General features: G+C 43.1%; 16 protein-coding genes. 2 read left to right on the forward strand and 14 right to left on the reverse strand.

The genetic code is table 11. The annotated features are described in order from the left end of the window. Positions 1-227: 227 nt before the first annotated feature. Positions 228-851: a TVP38/TMEM64 family protein gene (locus H9649_RS11050; RefSeq protein WP_191694948.1), complete on the reverse strand. Its 624-nt coding sequence runs from the start codon at positions 849-851 to the stop codon at positions 228-230. Positions 852-1016: 165 nt separating this feature from the next. Between H9649_RS11050 and H9649_RS11055 the strand changes: the two genes are divergently transcribed. Next, positions 1017-1745 carry an AzlC family ABC transporter permease gene (locus H9649_RS11055; RefSeq protein ID WP_191694949.1) on the forward strand — a complete coding sequence of 243 codons (729 nt, stop codon included), beginning with the start codon at positions 1017-1019 and terminating at the stop codon, positions 1743-1745. Further along, positions 1745-2053, forward strand: a complete 309-nt coding sequence (locus H9649_RS11060; RefSeq protein ID WP_191694950.1) for an AzlD domain-containing protein — start codon at positions 1745-1747, stop codon at positions 2051-2053. Before H9649_RS11055 ends, H9649_RS11060 begins: the two co-directional genes overlap by 1 nt. Positions 2054-2186: 133 nt before the next feature. On the opposite strand, the gene H9649_RS11065 is transcribed toward H9649_RS11060, so the two are convergent. The 13 genes from H9649_RS11065 to H9649_RS11125 all read right to left on the reverse strand — a co-directional run bounded on the left by H9649_RS11065 (position 2187) and on the right by H9649_RS11125 (position 15705). Then, on the reverse strand, positions 2187-2456 hold the full coding sequence (locus H9649_RS11065; RefSeq protein WP_191694951.1) for a CsbA family protein: 270 nt from the start codon (positions 2454-2456) through the stop codon (positions 2187-2189). Positions 2457-2500: 44 nt separating this feature from the next. Beyond that, positions 2501-3670: a PDZ domain-containing protein gene (locus H9649_RS11070; RefSeq protein ID WP_191694952.1), complete on the reverse strand. Its 1170-nt coding sequence runs from the start codon at positions 3668-3670 to the stop codon at positions 2501-2503. A gap of 262 nt (positions 3671-3932) precedes the next feature. After that, positions 3933-5375, reverse strand: a complete 1443-nt coding sequence (locus H9649_RS11075; RefSeq protein ID WP_191694953.1) for a S41 family peptidase — start codon at positions 5373-5375, stop codon at positions 3933-3935. A gap of 71 nt (positions 5376-5446) precedes the next feature. After that, entirely contained in the window at positions 5447-6043 is a 597-nt protein-coding gene (locus tag H9649_RS11080) for a TlpA disulfide reductase family protein (RefSeq protein ID WP_191694954.1), read from the reverse strand. Position 6044: 1 nt separating this feature from the next. Further along, entirely contained in the window at positions 6045-6698 is a 654-nt protein-coding gene (locus tag H9649_RS11085) for a hypothetical protein (RefSeq protein ID WP_191694955.1), read from the reverse strand. Positions 6699-6920: 222 nt separating this feature from the next. After that, the gene (locus tag H9649_RS11090) at positions 6921-8234 is read right to left on the reverse strand and encodes a murein hydrolase activator EnvC family protein (RefSeq protein ID WP_225229826.1); all 1314 of its coding nucleotides are present in this window, start codon (positions 8232-8234) and stop codon (positions 6921-6923) included. Positions 8235-8331: 97 nt separating this feature from the next. Continuing rightward, the gene (gene ftsX / locus H9649_RS11095; RefSeq protein ID WP_191694956.1) at positions 8332-9216 is read right to left on the reverse strand and encodes a permease-like cell division protein FtsX; all 885 of its coding nucleotides are present in this window, start codon (positions 9214-9216) and stop codon (positions 8332-8334) included. Further along, complete coding sequence (ftsE, locus tag H9649_RS11100) at positions 9206-9892, reverse strand: cell division ATP-binding protein FtsE (RefSeq protein WP_191694957.1); 687 nt, start codon at positions 9890-9892, stop codon at positions 9206-9208. The genes ftsX and ftsE overlap by 11 nt, the downstream gene beginning before the upstream one ends. A gap of 307 nt (positions 9893-10199) precedes the next feature. Next, a complete protein-coding gene (gene cccB, locus H9649_RS11105; protein ID WP_191694958.1) occupies positions 10200-10523 on the reverse strand; it encodes a cytochrome c551 in 324 nt (107 codons plus the stop codon). Between the two features lie 230 nt (positions 10524-10753). After that, a protein-coding gene (gene prfB, locus H9649_RS11110) for a peptide chain release factor 2 (protein WP_191695052.1) occupies positions 10754-11855 on the reverse strand; the annotation gives its coding sequence in 2 pieces (ribosomal slippage) (positions 10754-11782 and positions 11784-11855; 1101 coding nt in all). Between the two features lie 100 nt (positions 11856-11955). Further along, positions 11956-14463, reverse strand: coding sequence for a preprotein translocase subunit SecA (gene secA, locus H9649_RS11115; protein ID WP_191694959.1), 2508 nt, complete (start codon positions 14461-14463; stop codon positions 11956-11958). A gap of 164 nt (positions 14464-14627) precedes the next feature. Beyond that, entirely contained in the window at positions 14628-15194 is a 567-nt protein-coding gene (gene hpf, locus H9649_RS11120) for a ribosome hibernation-promoting factor, HPF/YfiA family (RefSeq protein ID WP_191694960.1), read from the reverse strand. 133 nt (positions 15195-15327) lie between these two features. Then, positions 15328-15705 carry a PilZ domain-containing protein gene (locus tag H9649_RS11125; RefSeq protein WP_191694961.1) on the reverse strand — a complete coding sequence of 126 codons (378 nt, stop codon included), beginning with the start codon at positions 15703-15705 and terminating at the stop codon, positions 15328-15330. Positions 15706-15919 lie beyond the last annotated feature (214 nt).

A 15919-nucleotide genomic window follows, 5' to 3' on the forward strand; every position in this document is an offset into this window, starting at 1 on the left:
TAGTCCCTATCAACCTACCTTTCATTGTACCGAAAGATCAGGTCGACAGAAACTATTTACACTATGTTAACTTGTCTTTTCCTTTATTCAAAAAACAGGAAGTTGCAACGAAAAGTCTATAACTTCTTCTAGAAGTCCATATATCCACGCAAAAGTCCATAACTTTCACTAAAAATCCATAACTCATCGCAAAAGTCCATAACTCCCACAAAAATCTCATATCACACTTACTTCTCATCCTCACCTTGATAAAAAGTACTCGATTCCTCCTCAACCCGCTTATCAATCCGCTTCTCAAACCATTTGCCGACAAGCCATAACAGCACAATAATACCAACTACAATTCCAGTACGAATCGGCTGCGTCAATAGCGCTTTCAAATCATAACCAATGAAACTCATCGTGAAAATCATAACAAGCTTACCAGCCATCAATATAATTAAGTAGTTTTTCTTCTTCATATTCGACAAGCCCGCAACTAAATTCACAAGTGCGGAAGGCGTAAACGGAAAACAAATCATAATAAATAGAGGACCGAATCCATTGCGCTCCACCCAACCAATCAATTGCTTCACACGCTTATTTTTAGTCAAAAAACGTAAAAATCGGTTTCTGCCATACTTTCGGATAATTAGAAATACTACATAAGAACCCGCAACTGTTCCAAGCCATGATAAAATGAATCCGTACCATAAACCGTATGCAACAGAGTTCGCTACAACAAAAACAACTAGAGGCAAAAACGGCAAAAAAGCTTCTATAAATGGCGGTAACAAACCAAAAAATGGGCCAAGCGCTTTATAGTGCGCAGCCAATTCATCTATTTTATTTACATCCAACCAATCTTCCATACGCATACACCCTTGTCACGTCAACATTTGACAGTCTATTCTTTTTCACAGCCTATTCTTTTTCAATAAAACAACTCAGTCATTCAATCATTCCCTATAAGAATACTACCAAAACAAGTCAACGTAGTAAATTTTCATTCATACATAAAAGAAAGTTGTGACAACATGAAAAACAATCAGTTCATTTCCGGCGTTAAAGCCGGTTCCAGCATCGCAATCGGTTATTTCCCAGTAGCCATAGCATTCGGTCTACTCGCTAAAACAACAGGCCTATCACTCATCGAAGCAACAGCCATGAGCATCTTCGTCTACGCGGGTGCTGCTCAATATATGGCTCTCAGTCTCATTAAACTTAACGTTGACCCGGTCACCATCGTCATCAACACATTCGTCGTCAATATCCGACACTTTCTAATGACGGCTTCCCTCAATGAAAAGATGCAAAGTGCACCAAAAATCGTTAAAGCGACCTATGCTTTTGGCATTACAGACGAGACTTTCTCTGTCCTCGCAACACGTAAAGAAGACGATAAAATCACATCCGCTTTCGCTTTTGGTGTAGCTAGCATCGCATACGGCAGCTGGGTCATCTTTAGTGCGATCGGACACTTCGTCGGCGCAAACTTACCCGAATTTTTACAGACGGCCATGTCCATCGCACTCTATGCAATGTTTATAGGCCTGCTCGTACCTTCAGCAAAAGGCAACCGGAAAGTCGTCATGCTCGCTGCAATCGCCGCAGTCATCCATTGCATCATCTATTTCACAGGACTACTTCCAACAGGCTGGGCCATTCTCGTTGCAACACTTGGCTCATCGATCTTAATCGAAATCATCTATTCCAGACGCGGCAAAAACCCCGCGGACATCTACAAAGAACAGGAGGCAGACTAATGGGACCAACCTATTGGTGGATGCTATTCGGCATGGCCATCGTCACATACATCCCGAGAATGATTCCGCTCACATTCATGGACGGTAAAGAACTCCCGCCCATCGTTAGCGGCGTCCTCGGCAACATTCCATACGCCGTACTCGGAGCACTCATCTTCCCGGCAATCTTCTTCGTCCAAGAAGGCAATATCCTATTCGGCCTCATAGGAGCCGCAACCGCATTCCTCATCGCCATCATTGGCGGCGGCCTCATGCCCGTCGTCCTCGGTACAATCGGCGTACTCGCCGTCTACAGCCTCTTCATGTAACGATAACCGTCTAGTAGGCGGTTTTTTCTTTTTGTTTGAATCGCGGCAAAACGTCCGGTAGCTGCGCAATAATAACTGATCTGCAACCATAAAAAAACCGCCCCAGAAACGGAGCGGTCTATCATTATTTCATTCATCCAACTTCGTCTTCGTCTTGTCCTTGCTTCCTCGCCCTTTTCACCATCCGTGTCGCATACCAGAAACCGACAGTGAGAGACAATGCATCTGCCACATATAAAATCCATGTATGTGTATAGCCTGCGTACACTGAAGCGGCGATGAGTGCAATCGTCAAAACAAGGCCGACAATATGGTGGAACGTCACGCGCGTGAAAAAGACAACGAGTAAGCCAGGAAGGAAAAGTGCTAACAGTAATTTTGTTTCCAATGTAGCGAGATCCATTTTTGCTTAACTCCTTTTATAAGTCAACGGACGGCGAGAATAAGTTATCGGACGACAAGCAGTCCTAATCGGTGATGATCATGACGGAACAGTACTTGTTGCATCAGCCTTACTTCTCCATCGCGCCCAATAACTTGCAGACGGCAATGCGCCGCATTCACTTGAATAGCGTCATACAGTTCTTTTTCATTTGACACTTGTATGCCGTTCACGCTCTTAATGCATTCCCCCGGTACGAGTCCGAGCTTTTCGCCAGGTGATTCCGGTAAAATACCAGCGATGACGACACCCGCTGTTTGCGGCGCCGCAACGAACCCACCTTTTCGTTCTTTCACTGCAACAATAATCGATATCATCATTCGACCAACAACACCAATGATCAGTGCTATCCAACCCATAATTGGCACCCACCAAGCAATCCCGCCAATAACGATAAGCAAAACACCGAGCCATCCAATTGCCTGTCCCATTTTCGGAAACAGCATATCAGGGAAACTAGCTCGTGCAACTTGTGAAAAACCGATGATGAGCGGCACAGGCACAAAACTGAACGCTGTTGCACCAAGCGTGAATTGTGGCCAGTAAGGGGCAAATGCAGACATGAAATCACCAGGTACGAGAAAGACGACCGGTACAAGCCAAAGTCTCTTAGACTTGAATGCTGCCGCACGCAACCCCCGATTCGTCTTCGTCAGAAACGGCGAGGCATAATCAGCCGTTTGCTTGCGAACGAAGAACCCCTCCGCAATAAGCAAAAGCCCCGCAATAACCGGAACTGTTAACGCCATTTCCCCGAACAAATCCACATCCCCAGGCAACCATCCACGCACCGTGAAATCCCCTGCAAATTGTTGAATCGCATACAGACCAAAAAATGCAAGCGCCGCAAAATAGACTGGAGAAGCAGATTGATAATAGAACGTAATCATTGATAAAATCGACAATGCCGACACGAGCACAAGCCAACTAGCATCGACAGTCAATCCAATCCCGGAAATTAGTACAGATAATACTAACGCAGGCATCCATGATTCAGCTAGCAATCGTTTCATTTCCGTCAAACCTGGATGCAGACGCACATGAAAACTTCGCCGTTCACGCTTCACACGAAAATACCCGAGTCCTACCGCAGCAACTATCGCTACCAACCAGACTGGATTCAAGAAAAATAACGCAACCGCTTTTAATAGATCCATCACTACTTGTTCACTCATCACCCGGCACCATCCCATCCCAGTTCGCATGTTTATTCCTTATTGTATCAAAAGAAACGTCTTGCGTGTGAGACAGCCCGTAATTTTTTCATTCAATTACTATTTAATCACGAAAAAAGATCCCCCGACTACACAGGAGATCCAAATCTGCCAAAAGTCCATAACTCTCTGCAAAAGTCCATAACTGCCCGCAAAAGTCCATATCTCTTAATAAAAGCTCATATCTCGAGAAAAAAGCTCATATAGCCACAAAAATCCCCAGTCACTCCGTCAACAAATGATGCACATACCCAATTGCAACCTGTAACTGCTTATCATTCGCCTGATCTTTGCGATACAACTCAACCGTTTCGCGCAGCGCTGTAAAAAACTTGCGATCCATAATGCTATCGACCGCCACTTTCTCGGCCACTCTGAAATCATGCACTGCTAGCGCCGTTGAATCATCAAAATAGCCATCATCGCGACCAACCGAATAGCCCAGTCCCGCCAGTAAACGTTGCGCATAAGCGACATCATCATGATAATCACCAGTCTTATAAACATCTGTCGAGAATCGAATGTGCTCAGTAAACAACTTCTCTTGCTCAGATTCAAGATCAGCTTTGACACCCTTCCCATGAATCCACGTCTCTTTCGGTGTCAGCCATTTATGAGTCGATAACTTCATTTCTCCGCCATTAGACAATTCCGTCGTATCTTGCACAGTTCCTTTGCCGAAACTCTGCTGACCGATGATGAAACCGCGTTTGTGGTCTTTAAGAGCGCCGCTCAGAACTTCACTCGCTGAAGCACTCCCTTTATCTTGCAACAGTACGACAGGCATTTTCTTTAACTTTTCGTCAAAAGAAAACTTCTCGGAAGGTTCGACAACGAGCGGCGTCAGCTCCCCTTTAACGTTTTGCATATAAGCGAAAACCGAGTCGTCCTTCAATAAACTACCAGCTACCTCACCGACTGCACGCAAATAACCACCTGGATTCCCTCTCACATCGATAATCAATGCCTGCGCGTCTTCGGCAATCAATTTATCTGTTGCCTTCTTCCATTCATCCGCCGTTTCATCGCCAAACATTGTCAGAGCTATGTAACCAAACTTTTCGCCCCTTACTTCCATCAGTTCAGCCGATACGGTTTTCACAGGAATAACTTCACGCATCACTTTCAATTCAAGATGTTTATTCAGATCAGGTCTGTAAATTGTCATTTCCAAGGCAGTGTCTTCTTTTCCACGGATTTTCTTTATGACGTCCTGCAACGTCAAGCCGCCAAGCGCCTCTCCATTAATGCGTACGATTTCATCATAAGGTTGCAGCCCGGCTTTTTCTGCCGGCGACCCCTTAATGGGTGATACGATAATATATCTCCCGCCTGATCGTGTAATTTCCGCACCAATTCCTACTCTTTCACCCGCAAGCGATTCCTTATGTGTAGCCGCTTCTTCTTCTGACAAATACGTCGAATACGGATCTCCGATAACATCCGCCATTCCGCGTAGCGCTCCTTCAACAAGCCTGTCCCCATCGACCGGATAGACAGCTTTTTCCTGAATGATACTATACGCCTCATCGATAACCGGAAACGAATCGGACATCACCTTACTTGCACTTTTCCCATCACTAGAAGAACATCCATCCAAAACCAGAAATATGCCTGTCGCCATGACAGCCATTATGGCGAATACTAAAAACCGGCTTCTGCGCATCGTTAACTTCCCTCCTCCATTCACTATATGAACAGGGACAGTCCGTTACGACAACAGAAATCCGGTTATTATTAGTATAATTCAGCGATTAATTGTTCCATGATCGCTTCATCCATCGGTCCTACAATCTTTTGCGAAATCGTTCCATCCGTATTTAACATAAACGTCGTCGGAATAGAATACACCTGATACGTCTCCCCGACAATACCTTCTTCATCAAGCGGGATTTTAAACGTAAGCTCATACGCGTCGACAAATTCCTGTACTGCTTTTACACCGCGATTTTCACCCGTCGTCAAATTGACGGACAAAATCTCCACATTCTCTTTCTCGGCATTGTTCGAATAATAATTTTCCATATGCGGCATTTCCGCTTTACACGGAGGACACCATGTTGCCCAGAAATTCAGCACAACTTTTTTACCTTTCATATCAGAAAGCTTCACCATCTCACCATCCAGCGTTTCCAATTCAAAATCCGGCGGTAAATTCCCCTGCTGCAAGCCGACTTCTAAATCTTCATCTTCAGATGGATTTCCACCCGCTGCGACGATTGTACCTGACGTATCAATTGGGTCAGGCTTATTCAAATTATTATTAACCATAATTGCAATCATCGATCCGATGACGAGCGCAGCTATAATATAGCCGATCACTTTTTTATTCATTTCAATTCCCCCGTTCTCCAACAACAATTTTGTCTTTTCTCATGAACATGACGATGAAAAATAAGCAGATCGCAAGCGTCACACTATGTGCAGGTTGAAAAATCCCTTTTGGCTGCACAGCAGCGACAAATGTATGAGCCGCCATGACGAGCAATGCCAATTGAATGAGCTGGTCGGTATTTTTAAGGGCATTTAGCCAGACAAAAATGGCTGTAGCTAAAAATACCCCTGCTGTAAGGAGCTTAACAACTATACTTCCATTATTTAATATAACCATCATAACTTGAAATAACGAGAGCGCCACTACAGCTCCGCTGAATAAAACTCCGACACCTCCCCGATCGACCTTTCCTTTCATATAATCACGTCCTGTTAGAAACGCAACGAACGCCAGTCCAATACAAAAGCCAACCAATCCTCCATTGAAATATACAATAGAAATCGGCGCATTAATAACGGTTTTAAAATCGGTCAAAACGACAGATAATTTCCAAATGATAATCAAATAAAAAATCGAATCACCATACCGATCAGCATGATTTTTACCATATTTCATCCGAATGCCAATATATGCTACGAGACAAGCAACAATGATGGCAATCCATGTAGAGGGGAAAGTAATTTTGAAAATATGATAATAATTCGTAACAGGCATAGCATTCAAACTCCTTACTTCCATATACGGGCTATGGTATATGAAAAATACGATGAATGCTAGAAAACTGCCCAACTTCAAGACATGCATTACATGTTTCATTCAAATAATTGACACAAAAAAGCGTATGCCCTGTCTAAAGAAAGAGCATACGCTTTATCTGTTTGTTTCTAATGTACAAATTCTAAATTTGCATTGAATTTCTCAAGCGACTTTCTTTAATTAAAACGATACATATCTCAACGGATTAACTGCGCTTGGACCTGATGCTGTCCAGTTACCGATATGCATTTCAAAATGCAAATGCGGTCCTGTTGACGCGCCCGTATTCCCTGAAGCACCAATGCGTGTTCCTTTATCGACAACTTGTCCGACGCTTACACCTATGCTTGAAAGATGTGCATAGACTGTAGTGAACGTCTGTCCATTATTATAATGCGTAATCATGATGACGTTCCCGTAGCCACCCATTTGGCCAGCATAGTTAACGACACCATCACCTGCAGCAACAACTGTTGAACCGATTGGAACAGCTAAATCTGCTCCACGATGCTGTCTTGCTGTATGATAAATCGGGTGCATACGCCATCCGAACGACGAAGAATAGCGTCCGTTAGCAGGCTTTGTCCAAAATCCATTGGAAACAGGCGGTAATGCGCTCGGTCTATTCGCTGCAGCTGCGCGTTCTGCCGCTTCTTTCGCTTTGCGCTTTCGTTCAGCCGCTTTACGTTCCGCTTCTTTACGGGCAATTTCAGCAATACGTTTCTGTTCAGCAATTACTTTCTTTTCAAGCTCAGCTTCAATTTCAATAGCCTCATGGAATTCTTCTTCTAATTGCTCTTTCTCCTTTGAAAGTCGGTTCTGTTCCGCTTCCAACTGATCAATCACTTTACTTTTTTCGACTTTTTTCCGATCAAGATTCGCCTTTAACTTTTCAAGTTGAGCTTTTGCATCTTCCAACTCTTCCAGTTTCTTTTCGACGAGCGCTTTCTCTGTTTCTAGCTGTTCGATGTCTTCTTTCTGCTTACGCATGATGTCGCGATCCGCATCCATCAAAGTCGTTACAGCAGAAAAACGGTCAATGAAGTCCGCAAAACTGTTCGCGCCAAGAAGTACGTCAATGTAACTCACCTGACCGCCTTTTACTTGCATTGCACGTACGCGTTCACGTAACACAACGTCGCGTTCAGCAATTTTCTTTTCAAGACTTTCGATCGACTCACGGAGTTCCGCAATTTCATCATTCGTCTTGTTAATCTTACTAATGACACGATTCATGTTTGTGTTCGTCTCATCCATTTCTTTGTTCAGCTTGGAAATCTGATTAAGGAACTTCTGAATTTCCGTTTCTGTCGTCTTAATGGCATTATCCTTGTTCTGAATCGATTTATTTAAGTTACTCTTTTTATTTGCATTCTGTTTCTGTTCTTTCTTCAAATCGTTTAACGTACTCGCCAATGCCCCAGTAGTACCAACTACCGAAGACAGCAAGAGGACAATGACGAAGCTTGCCATTACTAATCTGCGTTTCTTCAATTCCTTGTTTCCCCCTTTATGCTACTGCCGCAGGATCGTTCATTAATCGACTACCACAAATGGAGCTACAGCATCTCCCTTGCGTTTGTGGTATCGTTCAGACTCTAAGAAATTTACGCACCGACATGAAACTACCCCATATGCCGATGAACACACCCATGAATAATAGCAGTGCATTCACTTGGAAGATGAATGGTGTCGCACTTAACAGCTGGAATAATTCATTTTGCAATTTCGGTTCCCATTGGGTATACAGTTCATAGTAAGCGAATGAAATGACACCCATAGGAATGAGCGAGCCAAGTACACCAAGCCAAATACCTTCAAGTACGAAAGGAATTCTGACAAAGCTGTTCGTCGCACCGACGAGTTTCATAATTTCAATTTCCTTGCCTCTAGCAACGATTGTCAGACGAATCGTGTTCGAAATGAGGAACATCGCTGTGAACAATAGTGCCAAAATGAGTGCCAATCCGACATTACGGCTCATTGTCAACACGTTGAACAATTTCTCGATTTTACCTTCACCATAAACGACTTGGTAAATGTGATCATATGTACCAATCTCAGCTGCGACTTCAGCCGTTTCATGCGGGTTTGACGCTTTCACATACAAGGCGTCCCCTAACGGATTACTTTGTTTATATAAGTTCAATTCATCTCCGAATGAACTGATCATCTTGTCCAATTCTTCATCACGTGAAGAATAAATGACGGTAGCTACACCGGCAGTTTCTTGGACTTCTTTCTTTAATAACTTCACATCTTCGACATCTGCCGCAGGATCCGTTATCACTTTTATTTCAACATCATTCTCTATATTGTCGGCCAATTGGTTCAAGTTCATCATAATGACAATGAACACACCAACGAGCAATAGCGTGACCGTTACAGCACTGACAGAGGCGAACGTCATCCAGCTGTTCCGGCCAAGGCTCTTTAGACTCTCTCTGAAGTGCCGCCCAAGCGTCCTAGCTTTCATAACCGTAAACCCCTTCATATTCATCCCTTGTGATCATGCCGCCTTCGACGACGATGACCCTATGTCTGATCGTATTGACGATTTCCTTATTATGCGTCGCCATGACAATCGTTGTTCCACGGGAGTTGATTTGTTCAAAAATCTTCATAATATCCCAAGATGTATCTGGATCCAAGTTTCCTGTAGGTTCATCCGCGATGACAACTTTTGGCGAATTCACAATGGAGCGTGCAATCGATACCCGTTGCTGTTCTCCACCAGACAATTCATTTGGAAACATTCTAGCTTTCTGTGTTAATCCGACAAGTGCAAGCACGTCATTCACTTTCTTGCGGATTTGTTTTGGTGTCTCTTCAATTACTTCAAGCGCAAATGCGACATTCTCATAAACATTCAATTTCGGTAATAGTTTAAAATCCTGGAAGACAACACCAATCTGCCTTCTCAAGTACGGAACCCGCTTACTCCTCAACGTTGCTAGATTTATGCTGTTGATCATGATCGAGCCGCTTGTCGGGGTTTCTTCTCGGTACATCATTTTAATAAATGTAGATTTCCCCGCACCGCTCGGTCCAACGACATACACAAATTCGCCCCGGGCAATCTTAACGTTGATGCCATTCGCCGCAACAACCCCATTCGGGTATTTCTTATAAACATCTTTCATCACAATCATGTAAAAACCACCTGAATATTATTGTATTCCTTATTTTTTTCACCGACAGACCCATTATAACACGACAAGAGCCGCTAAGTATTACAGATATGTTTCATTTGAGATGAGATGGATTTTTCGAATAGGCTTTGTTGATTAATTCGACAGAAGTCGTCGAAGTTCGACAGGCGACGTAAAGTGACTTGTTAGTTGGAATGAAATGAAGAACTTGTTATGTAATGTTTTTGCAATATAGCAACTTAGTTCAACAATGATAAATAAAAAAACGCAACAGGCATGTCTCGCCTGTTGCGCTACTAAATAGTGATTATTTCTTTTCAGACAACCATTTTGCTACTGCATCCAAATCTTCACCTTGGATCAAATTAGCCGGCATGCCGCCAGGAAGACCCTTTTCGATGATTTCGTGGATTTCTGATTCAGATAGTTCGGATCCGATGTTAGCTAAAGCAGGAGCGTTTCCGCGTCCTTCAAGGTTTCCACCGTGACAAGTTGCACAGTTCGCTTGGTAAACTTTGTCCGCATCTACACCGCCAGCTGTATCGCCGCTGCCAGAGTCCGTTTTGTCGCCGCCACATGCTCCGAGAACGAGCGTCGCACCGAAAACTACTGCTAATAATTTGCTTTTCATATTCGTTTCCTCCTGTCATTAATTAATATGCTACATCCCTTAGTATACCAAAGGAAAGGAAAGGTACACCGTTGAAGAAGGTAACCAATTTTATCAAATTGATGACAATTCGATAAACGAAATACCATTTCAAGCAGACCTTTAACCGTTAAACCTCTACACCTTACTATACACATATATTTGTTTTTAAAACATCAAATAAAAAAAAGCGCAACTAAATGCGCTTTTACTTAAGAAATACGTGAACGTAAATATGCGTTAATAAACATATCGATTTCGCCATCCATCACAGCGCCGACATTCCCTGTCTCTTCATTCGTACGGTGATCTTTCACCATGGAATAAGGATGGAATACGTACGACCGAATTTGGCTTCCCCAACCGATTTCTTTCTGCTCGCCACGGATTTCAAGAAGTCGAGCTTCCTCTTCTTCCACGCGGATCTGATAAATCTTCGCTTTCAACAAGTTGATTGCACGTTCACGGTTTTTAATCTGTGACCGTTCCGTCTGACAAGTTACAATCGCGCCCGTTGGAATGTGCGTCATACGTACAGCGGAATCTGTCGTATTGACGTGCTGACCGCCCGCTCCTGAAGAACGGTACGTATCCACTTTAACATCTTCCATCTTCAAATCGATATCGACATCACCATCAAACTCAGGCATCACTTCAATCGATGAAAATGACGTATGACGTCTGCCGGACGAATCGAACGGAGATATACGCACAAGACGGTGGACGCCTTTTTCAGCTTTCAAATAACCGTAAGCGTTGTGACCTTTAATGGATAATGTTACGGATTTGACGCCCGCTTCATCTCCAGCCTGATAGTCAAGCGTCTCCACTTTGAAACCTTGATGCTCAGCCCAACGTGTGTACATACGCAACAGCATAGATGCCCAGTCTTGAGATTCCGTTCCGCCTGCTCCTGAATGAATTTCCAATACCGCATTGCTACGGTCATATTCGTCACTCAGCAACATTTGTAAATCGAAATCTTCCATTTTCTTCTTGAATACTTTCAACTCTGAAAACAACTCTTCCTGCAACTCTTCGTCATTTTCCTCACGAAGCAATTCCAAAGTCATTTCCAAATTTTCATGTGTATCATTCAGCTCGTTATACTCGCCGACAATATCTTTTAATGCATTTGATTCAGAAATGACTTTTTGCGCAGCATCCTGGCTATCCCAAAATCCTGGTTCCAACATTACTTCGTCCAATTCCTGCATTCTTGCCTCTTTGTTTTCTAAGTCAAAGAGACCCCCTAAAGTCCGCTAATTTCTTAGCTGTTTTGTCGAGCTCGTTGCGTACATCGGATAATTCCATCATAGTTGTTTCCTCCTGAGAATAAAGTGAAATTCCATCAGTTAGCGCAACTAGGCGCCCACTGACGGAAAGTTTAGTTCTTGCAATCTATGCATGGCAGTTACTCCTTGCCATGACAGTTCTTATATTTTTTACCGCTGCCACATGGGCAAGGATCATTACGACCAATGTTGACTGAACGGCGTACTGGCTTCTTCGTCACTTTCTCCCCGTCTTCTTTCGGGTTGACAGCTTGACCTTTCGCAACTTCTTCTCGCTCGAGATTATTGCGAATTTCAGCCTTCATGACATATTTGGATGCATCATTTTCAATCGAAGTGACCATTTCCTCAAACATCGCGAATCCTTCAGACTGATAAGCACGTAGCGGATCTGTCTGACCGTATGCACGCAAATGGATACCATGACGCAATTGATCCATCGCGTCAATATGATCCGTCCATTTCGAATCGATTGCGCGAAGCAAAACAACTTTCTCGAATTCACGCATCCGTTCTTCGGACATTTCAGCTTCCTTCTCATTATAACGTTCAATGACCGCATCGTATATTAATTTATTTAATTCTTCCTCAGATTTACCTTCCATCTGCTCTGCCGTAATAGCACCTTCAGGTAAGAGATTTGCTCCAAGGAAATCTTCAAGTCCTTTTAATTTCCATTCTGCATCTTTTTCATCAGGCGCATGAGTTGCTACGACACGTTCGACAACATTCTTCAACATACCTTCGAGCACTTCGCGAATATTTTCCGAACTTAAAATCTCGTTACGTTCTTTATAAATAATTTCACGTTGCTGACGCAATACATCATCATATTGCAACAGTCGTTTCCGCGAATCAAAGTTATTACCTTCAACACGTTTTTGCGCAGATTCAACAGAACGCGATACCATTTTCGATTGAATTGGAGTCGTATCATCCATTCCAAGTTTGGTCATCATGCCTTTCATCTGCTCAGAACCGAAACGACGCATCAATTCATCTTCGAGAGACAAGTAAAATTGTGTCACACCATCGTCCCCTTGACGACCTGAACGACCTCGAAGCTGATTATCGATACGGCGTGATTCATGACGTTCCGTACCAATAACCGCAAGACCACCCACATCTTGAACGCCTTCACCAAGCTTAATGTCCGTACCACGGCCTGCCATGTTCGTAGCAATCGTCACAGCACCTTTTTGTCCTGCTTCCAAAATGATCTCTGCTTCGCGACCATGGTTTTTCGCATTCAACACATTGTGTGGAATACCATATTTCTTCAAGAAGTTCGAAATGATTTCAGACGTCTCAATCGCAACCGTACCGACAAGAACTGGCTGCCCTTTCTTGTGACGTTCCTTAATATCTTCTGCTACCGCTTTATATTTCCCATCCATTGATGAATAAATCAGATCAGGACGGTCGTCACGCGCTATCGGACGGTTTGTAGGAATGGCGATAACGTTCATATTATAAATATTGCGGAACTCTTCCTCTTCCGTTTTCGCTGTACCGGTCATTCCGGACAACTTGTCGTACATACGGAAGAAATTCTGGAACGTAATTGTCGCAAGCGTCATCGTTTCATTTTGGACTTCGAGACCTTCTTTCGCCTCAATCGCCTGATGCAATCCGTCACTATAACGACGCCCTTTCATTAGACGCCCTGTAAATGAATCGACAATAACTACTTCGCCCTCTTGCACAACATAATCCACATCGATATGCATACTAGCATGTGCTTTCAATGATTGATTAATCGCGTGGTTCAATGTCACATGTTTCAAATCGAATAAGTTATCGATACTGAACGCCTTTTCCGCCTTCTCGATTCCAGCTTCTGTCAGTACGACACCTTTCGTCGATTCATCATATGAATAATCGTCTTCTTTTTTCATCGTTATAACGAAACGGTTTGCCAAACGGTACAGCTCAGCAGATTTTGCCGCCTGCCCAGAAATAATTAGTGGTGTACGAGCTTCATCGATTAAAATCGAGTCAACTTCGTCAATTACGGCATAATGCAAAGGACGTTGCACTTTATGCTCATCATAAAGAACCATATTATCGCGCAAGTAATCAAAGCCAAGTTCATTATTCGTCGTATACGTTATGTCAGCAGCATAAGCTTCACGTTTCTCATCTTTAGAGAGGCTGTTCAAATTCAAACCGACACTTAAACCTAGAAATTCGAATAGCTCACTCATCTCTGTCGCATCACGACTAGCAAGATATTCGTTAACCGTGACGACATGAACGCCTTTGCCATCCAGAGCATTCAAATAAACCGAAAGTGTAGACGTCAATGTCTTACCTTCACCGGTTTTCATTTCCGCGATATTACCTTCATGTAACGCTGCAGCACCCATAATTTGCACGCGGAAAGGATACATACCAAGAACCCGTCGTGACGCTTCCCGAACAACTGCGAACGCTTCAGGCTGTATATCATCCAACGTCTCGCCACTAGCAACACGTTCCTGGAATTCAGCCGTTTTTGCTTTCAACTGTTCATCGGACAGCTGCTCCATTTCAGTTGCAAATGTCTCGACTTTATCTGCAATTTTTTCTAGTCTTTTCAAATCTCTCTTATTCGGATCAAACATTTTATTCAATACGCCAAGCATATAAGTCACATCCTCATTAAGTTCACCCTTCATTTTACCATTGTAAAAAGCGAGGTGCAAATGGTCGGTGCCATTTATTGCAGAAAAGATGTGATTTTTTGGATGAAAGGAAGAAATTCACCTGACCAAAATAAAAACCCCCGGATTTCTCCGGAGGCCTCACATCAGTTTACTTCTGTTTCAATCAAACCATATTTGCCATCTTTACGTTTGTAAATAATATGTGTACCGTCAGATTCAGAATCTGTGAAGATGAAGAAGTTGTGACCAAGCATATTCATCTGCAAAATTGCTTCTTCCTGATCCATCGGCTTCAAGTCGAACTGCTTCGTACGGACAACTTGGAAATCACTGTCGTCTTGCTGTTCTTCCTGACTGTTCATTTCCTTTTCCTGCGTCTGTAAGAAAGTTGCAACACCTTCACGCTCACGGAATTTGCGGTTCACTCTTGTTTTGTATTTACGAATTTGACGTTCAAGCTTATCGACAATCAAATCGATAGCTGCGTACATGTCATCGTGACGTTCTTCTGCACGAAGTGTCAAATTTTTCATCGGAATTGTAATTTCCACTTTCGTCTGTCGGTCATTGTACACTTTCAAGTTTACATGGGCAGTAGCTTTTAAGCCTTCTGAGAAGTACCTTTCAAGTTTCTGGACTTTCTTCTCGACGTACTCGCGAATTGCTGGAGTTACCTCAAGGTTTTCCCCTCGGATGTTAAAATCTAGCATATGAACTCCTCCTTTAATTAACCGATACTGTCTTCTTCTACAAATCTATTTCAATCTCCTTCTTTTTTAGGAAGGAAAATTAAAATCTTGTCGAATTGTGCCGATTAAACGACCAGTTGCTTTAATTCAGTTTTCACTTGCCGGCCTTATCGTCCGCCTCATGTTGCCTGCGTAACTTCAATTCACCGACAATCAAGTTCGCACTAGCAGCGTCTTCAATGAAGTCGATACCATATTGAAACCCTCCGAAAACTTGCTTCTTCCATGCAATCTCGCCTGCGATTGTTATAGGTTGTTCAAACAGGGTGAAAATGAGGCGTAATTGTACGGGCCCTCGCATTTCAGGTAGATTAAATTCAGTGAACACTTTTGTACCTCCCGGACTAATATCCAGAAGTTCGCAAGTTCCACGATTCGATTCCGCGGAGCCGTCTGACAGTAAAATCTGCATGACTGCTTCTATAGGTTGGTCGAATGTATACCTGAAATACTCATGACGCTTATATTGCATGCCTCTCACCTCTCATTTACCCTTTTCTTACTATAAGTATACCAAACAGAACCAAATTTATCTAACTTCAGCCAATGCTTTTATTCTTTTGGTTGGCCAGTCACTTTCTCACCATCAGGTCGGTGTCGAGAATGTATTCCCTTTTCCAACTCTCGCTAACCTGTTTATTTTTTCTATTAATTCGATATCAATTTTTTAGAGCTGTATAGACAGG

Source organism: Sporosarcina quadrami, from assembly GCF_014836615.1.
GTDB classification, from domain to species: domain Bacteria; phylum Bacillota; class Bacilli; order Bacillales_A; family Planococcaceae; genus Sporosarcina; species Sporosarcina quadrami.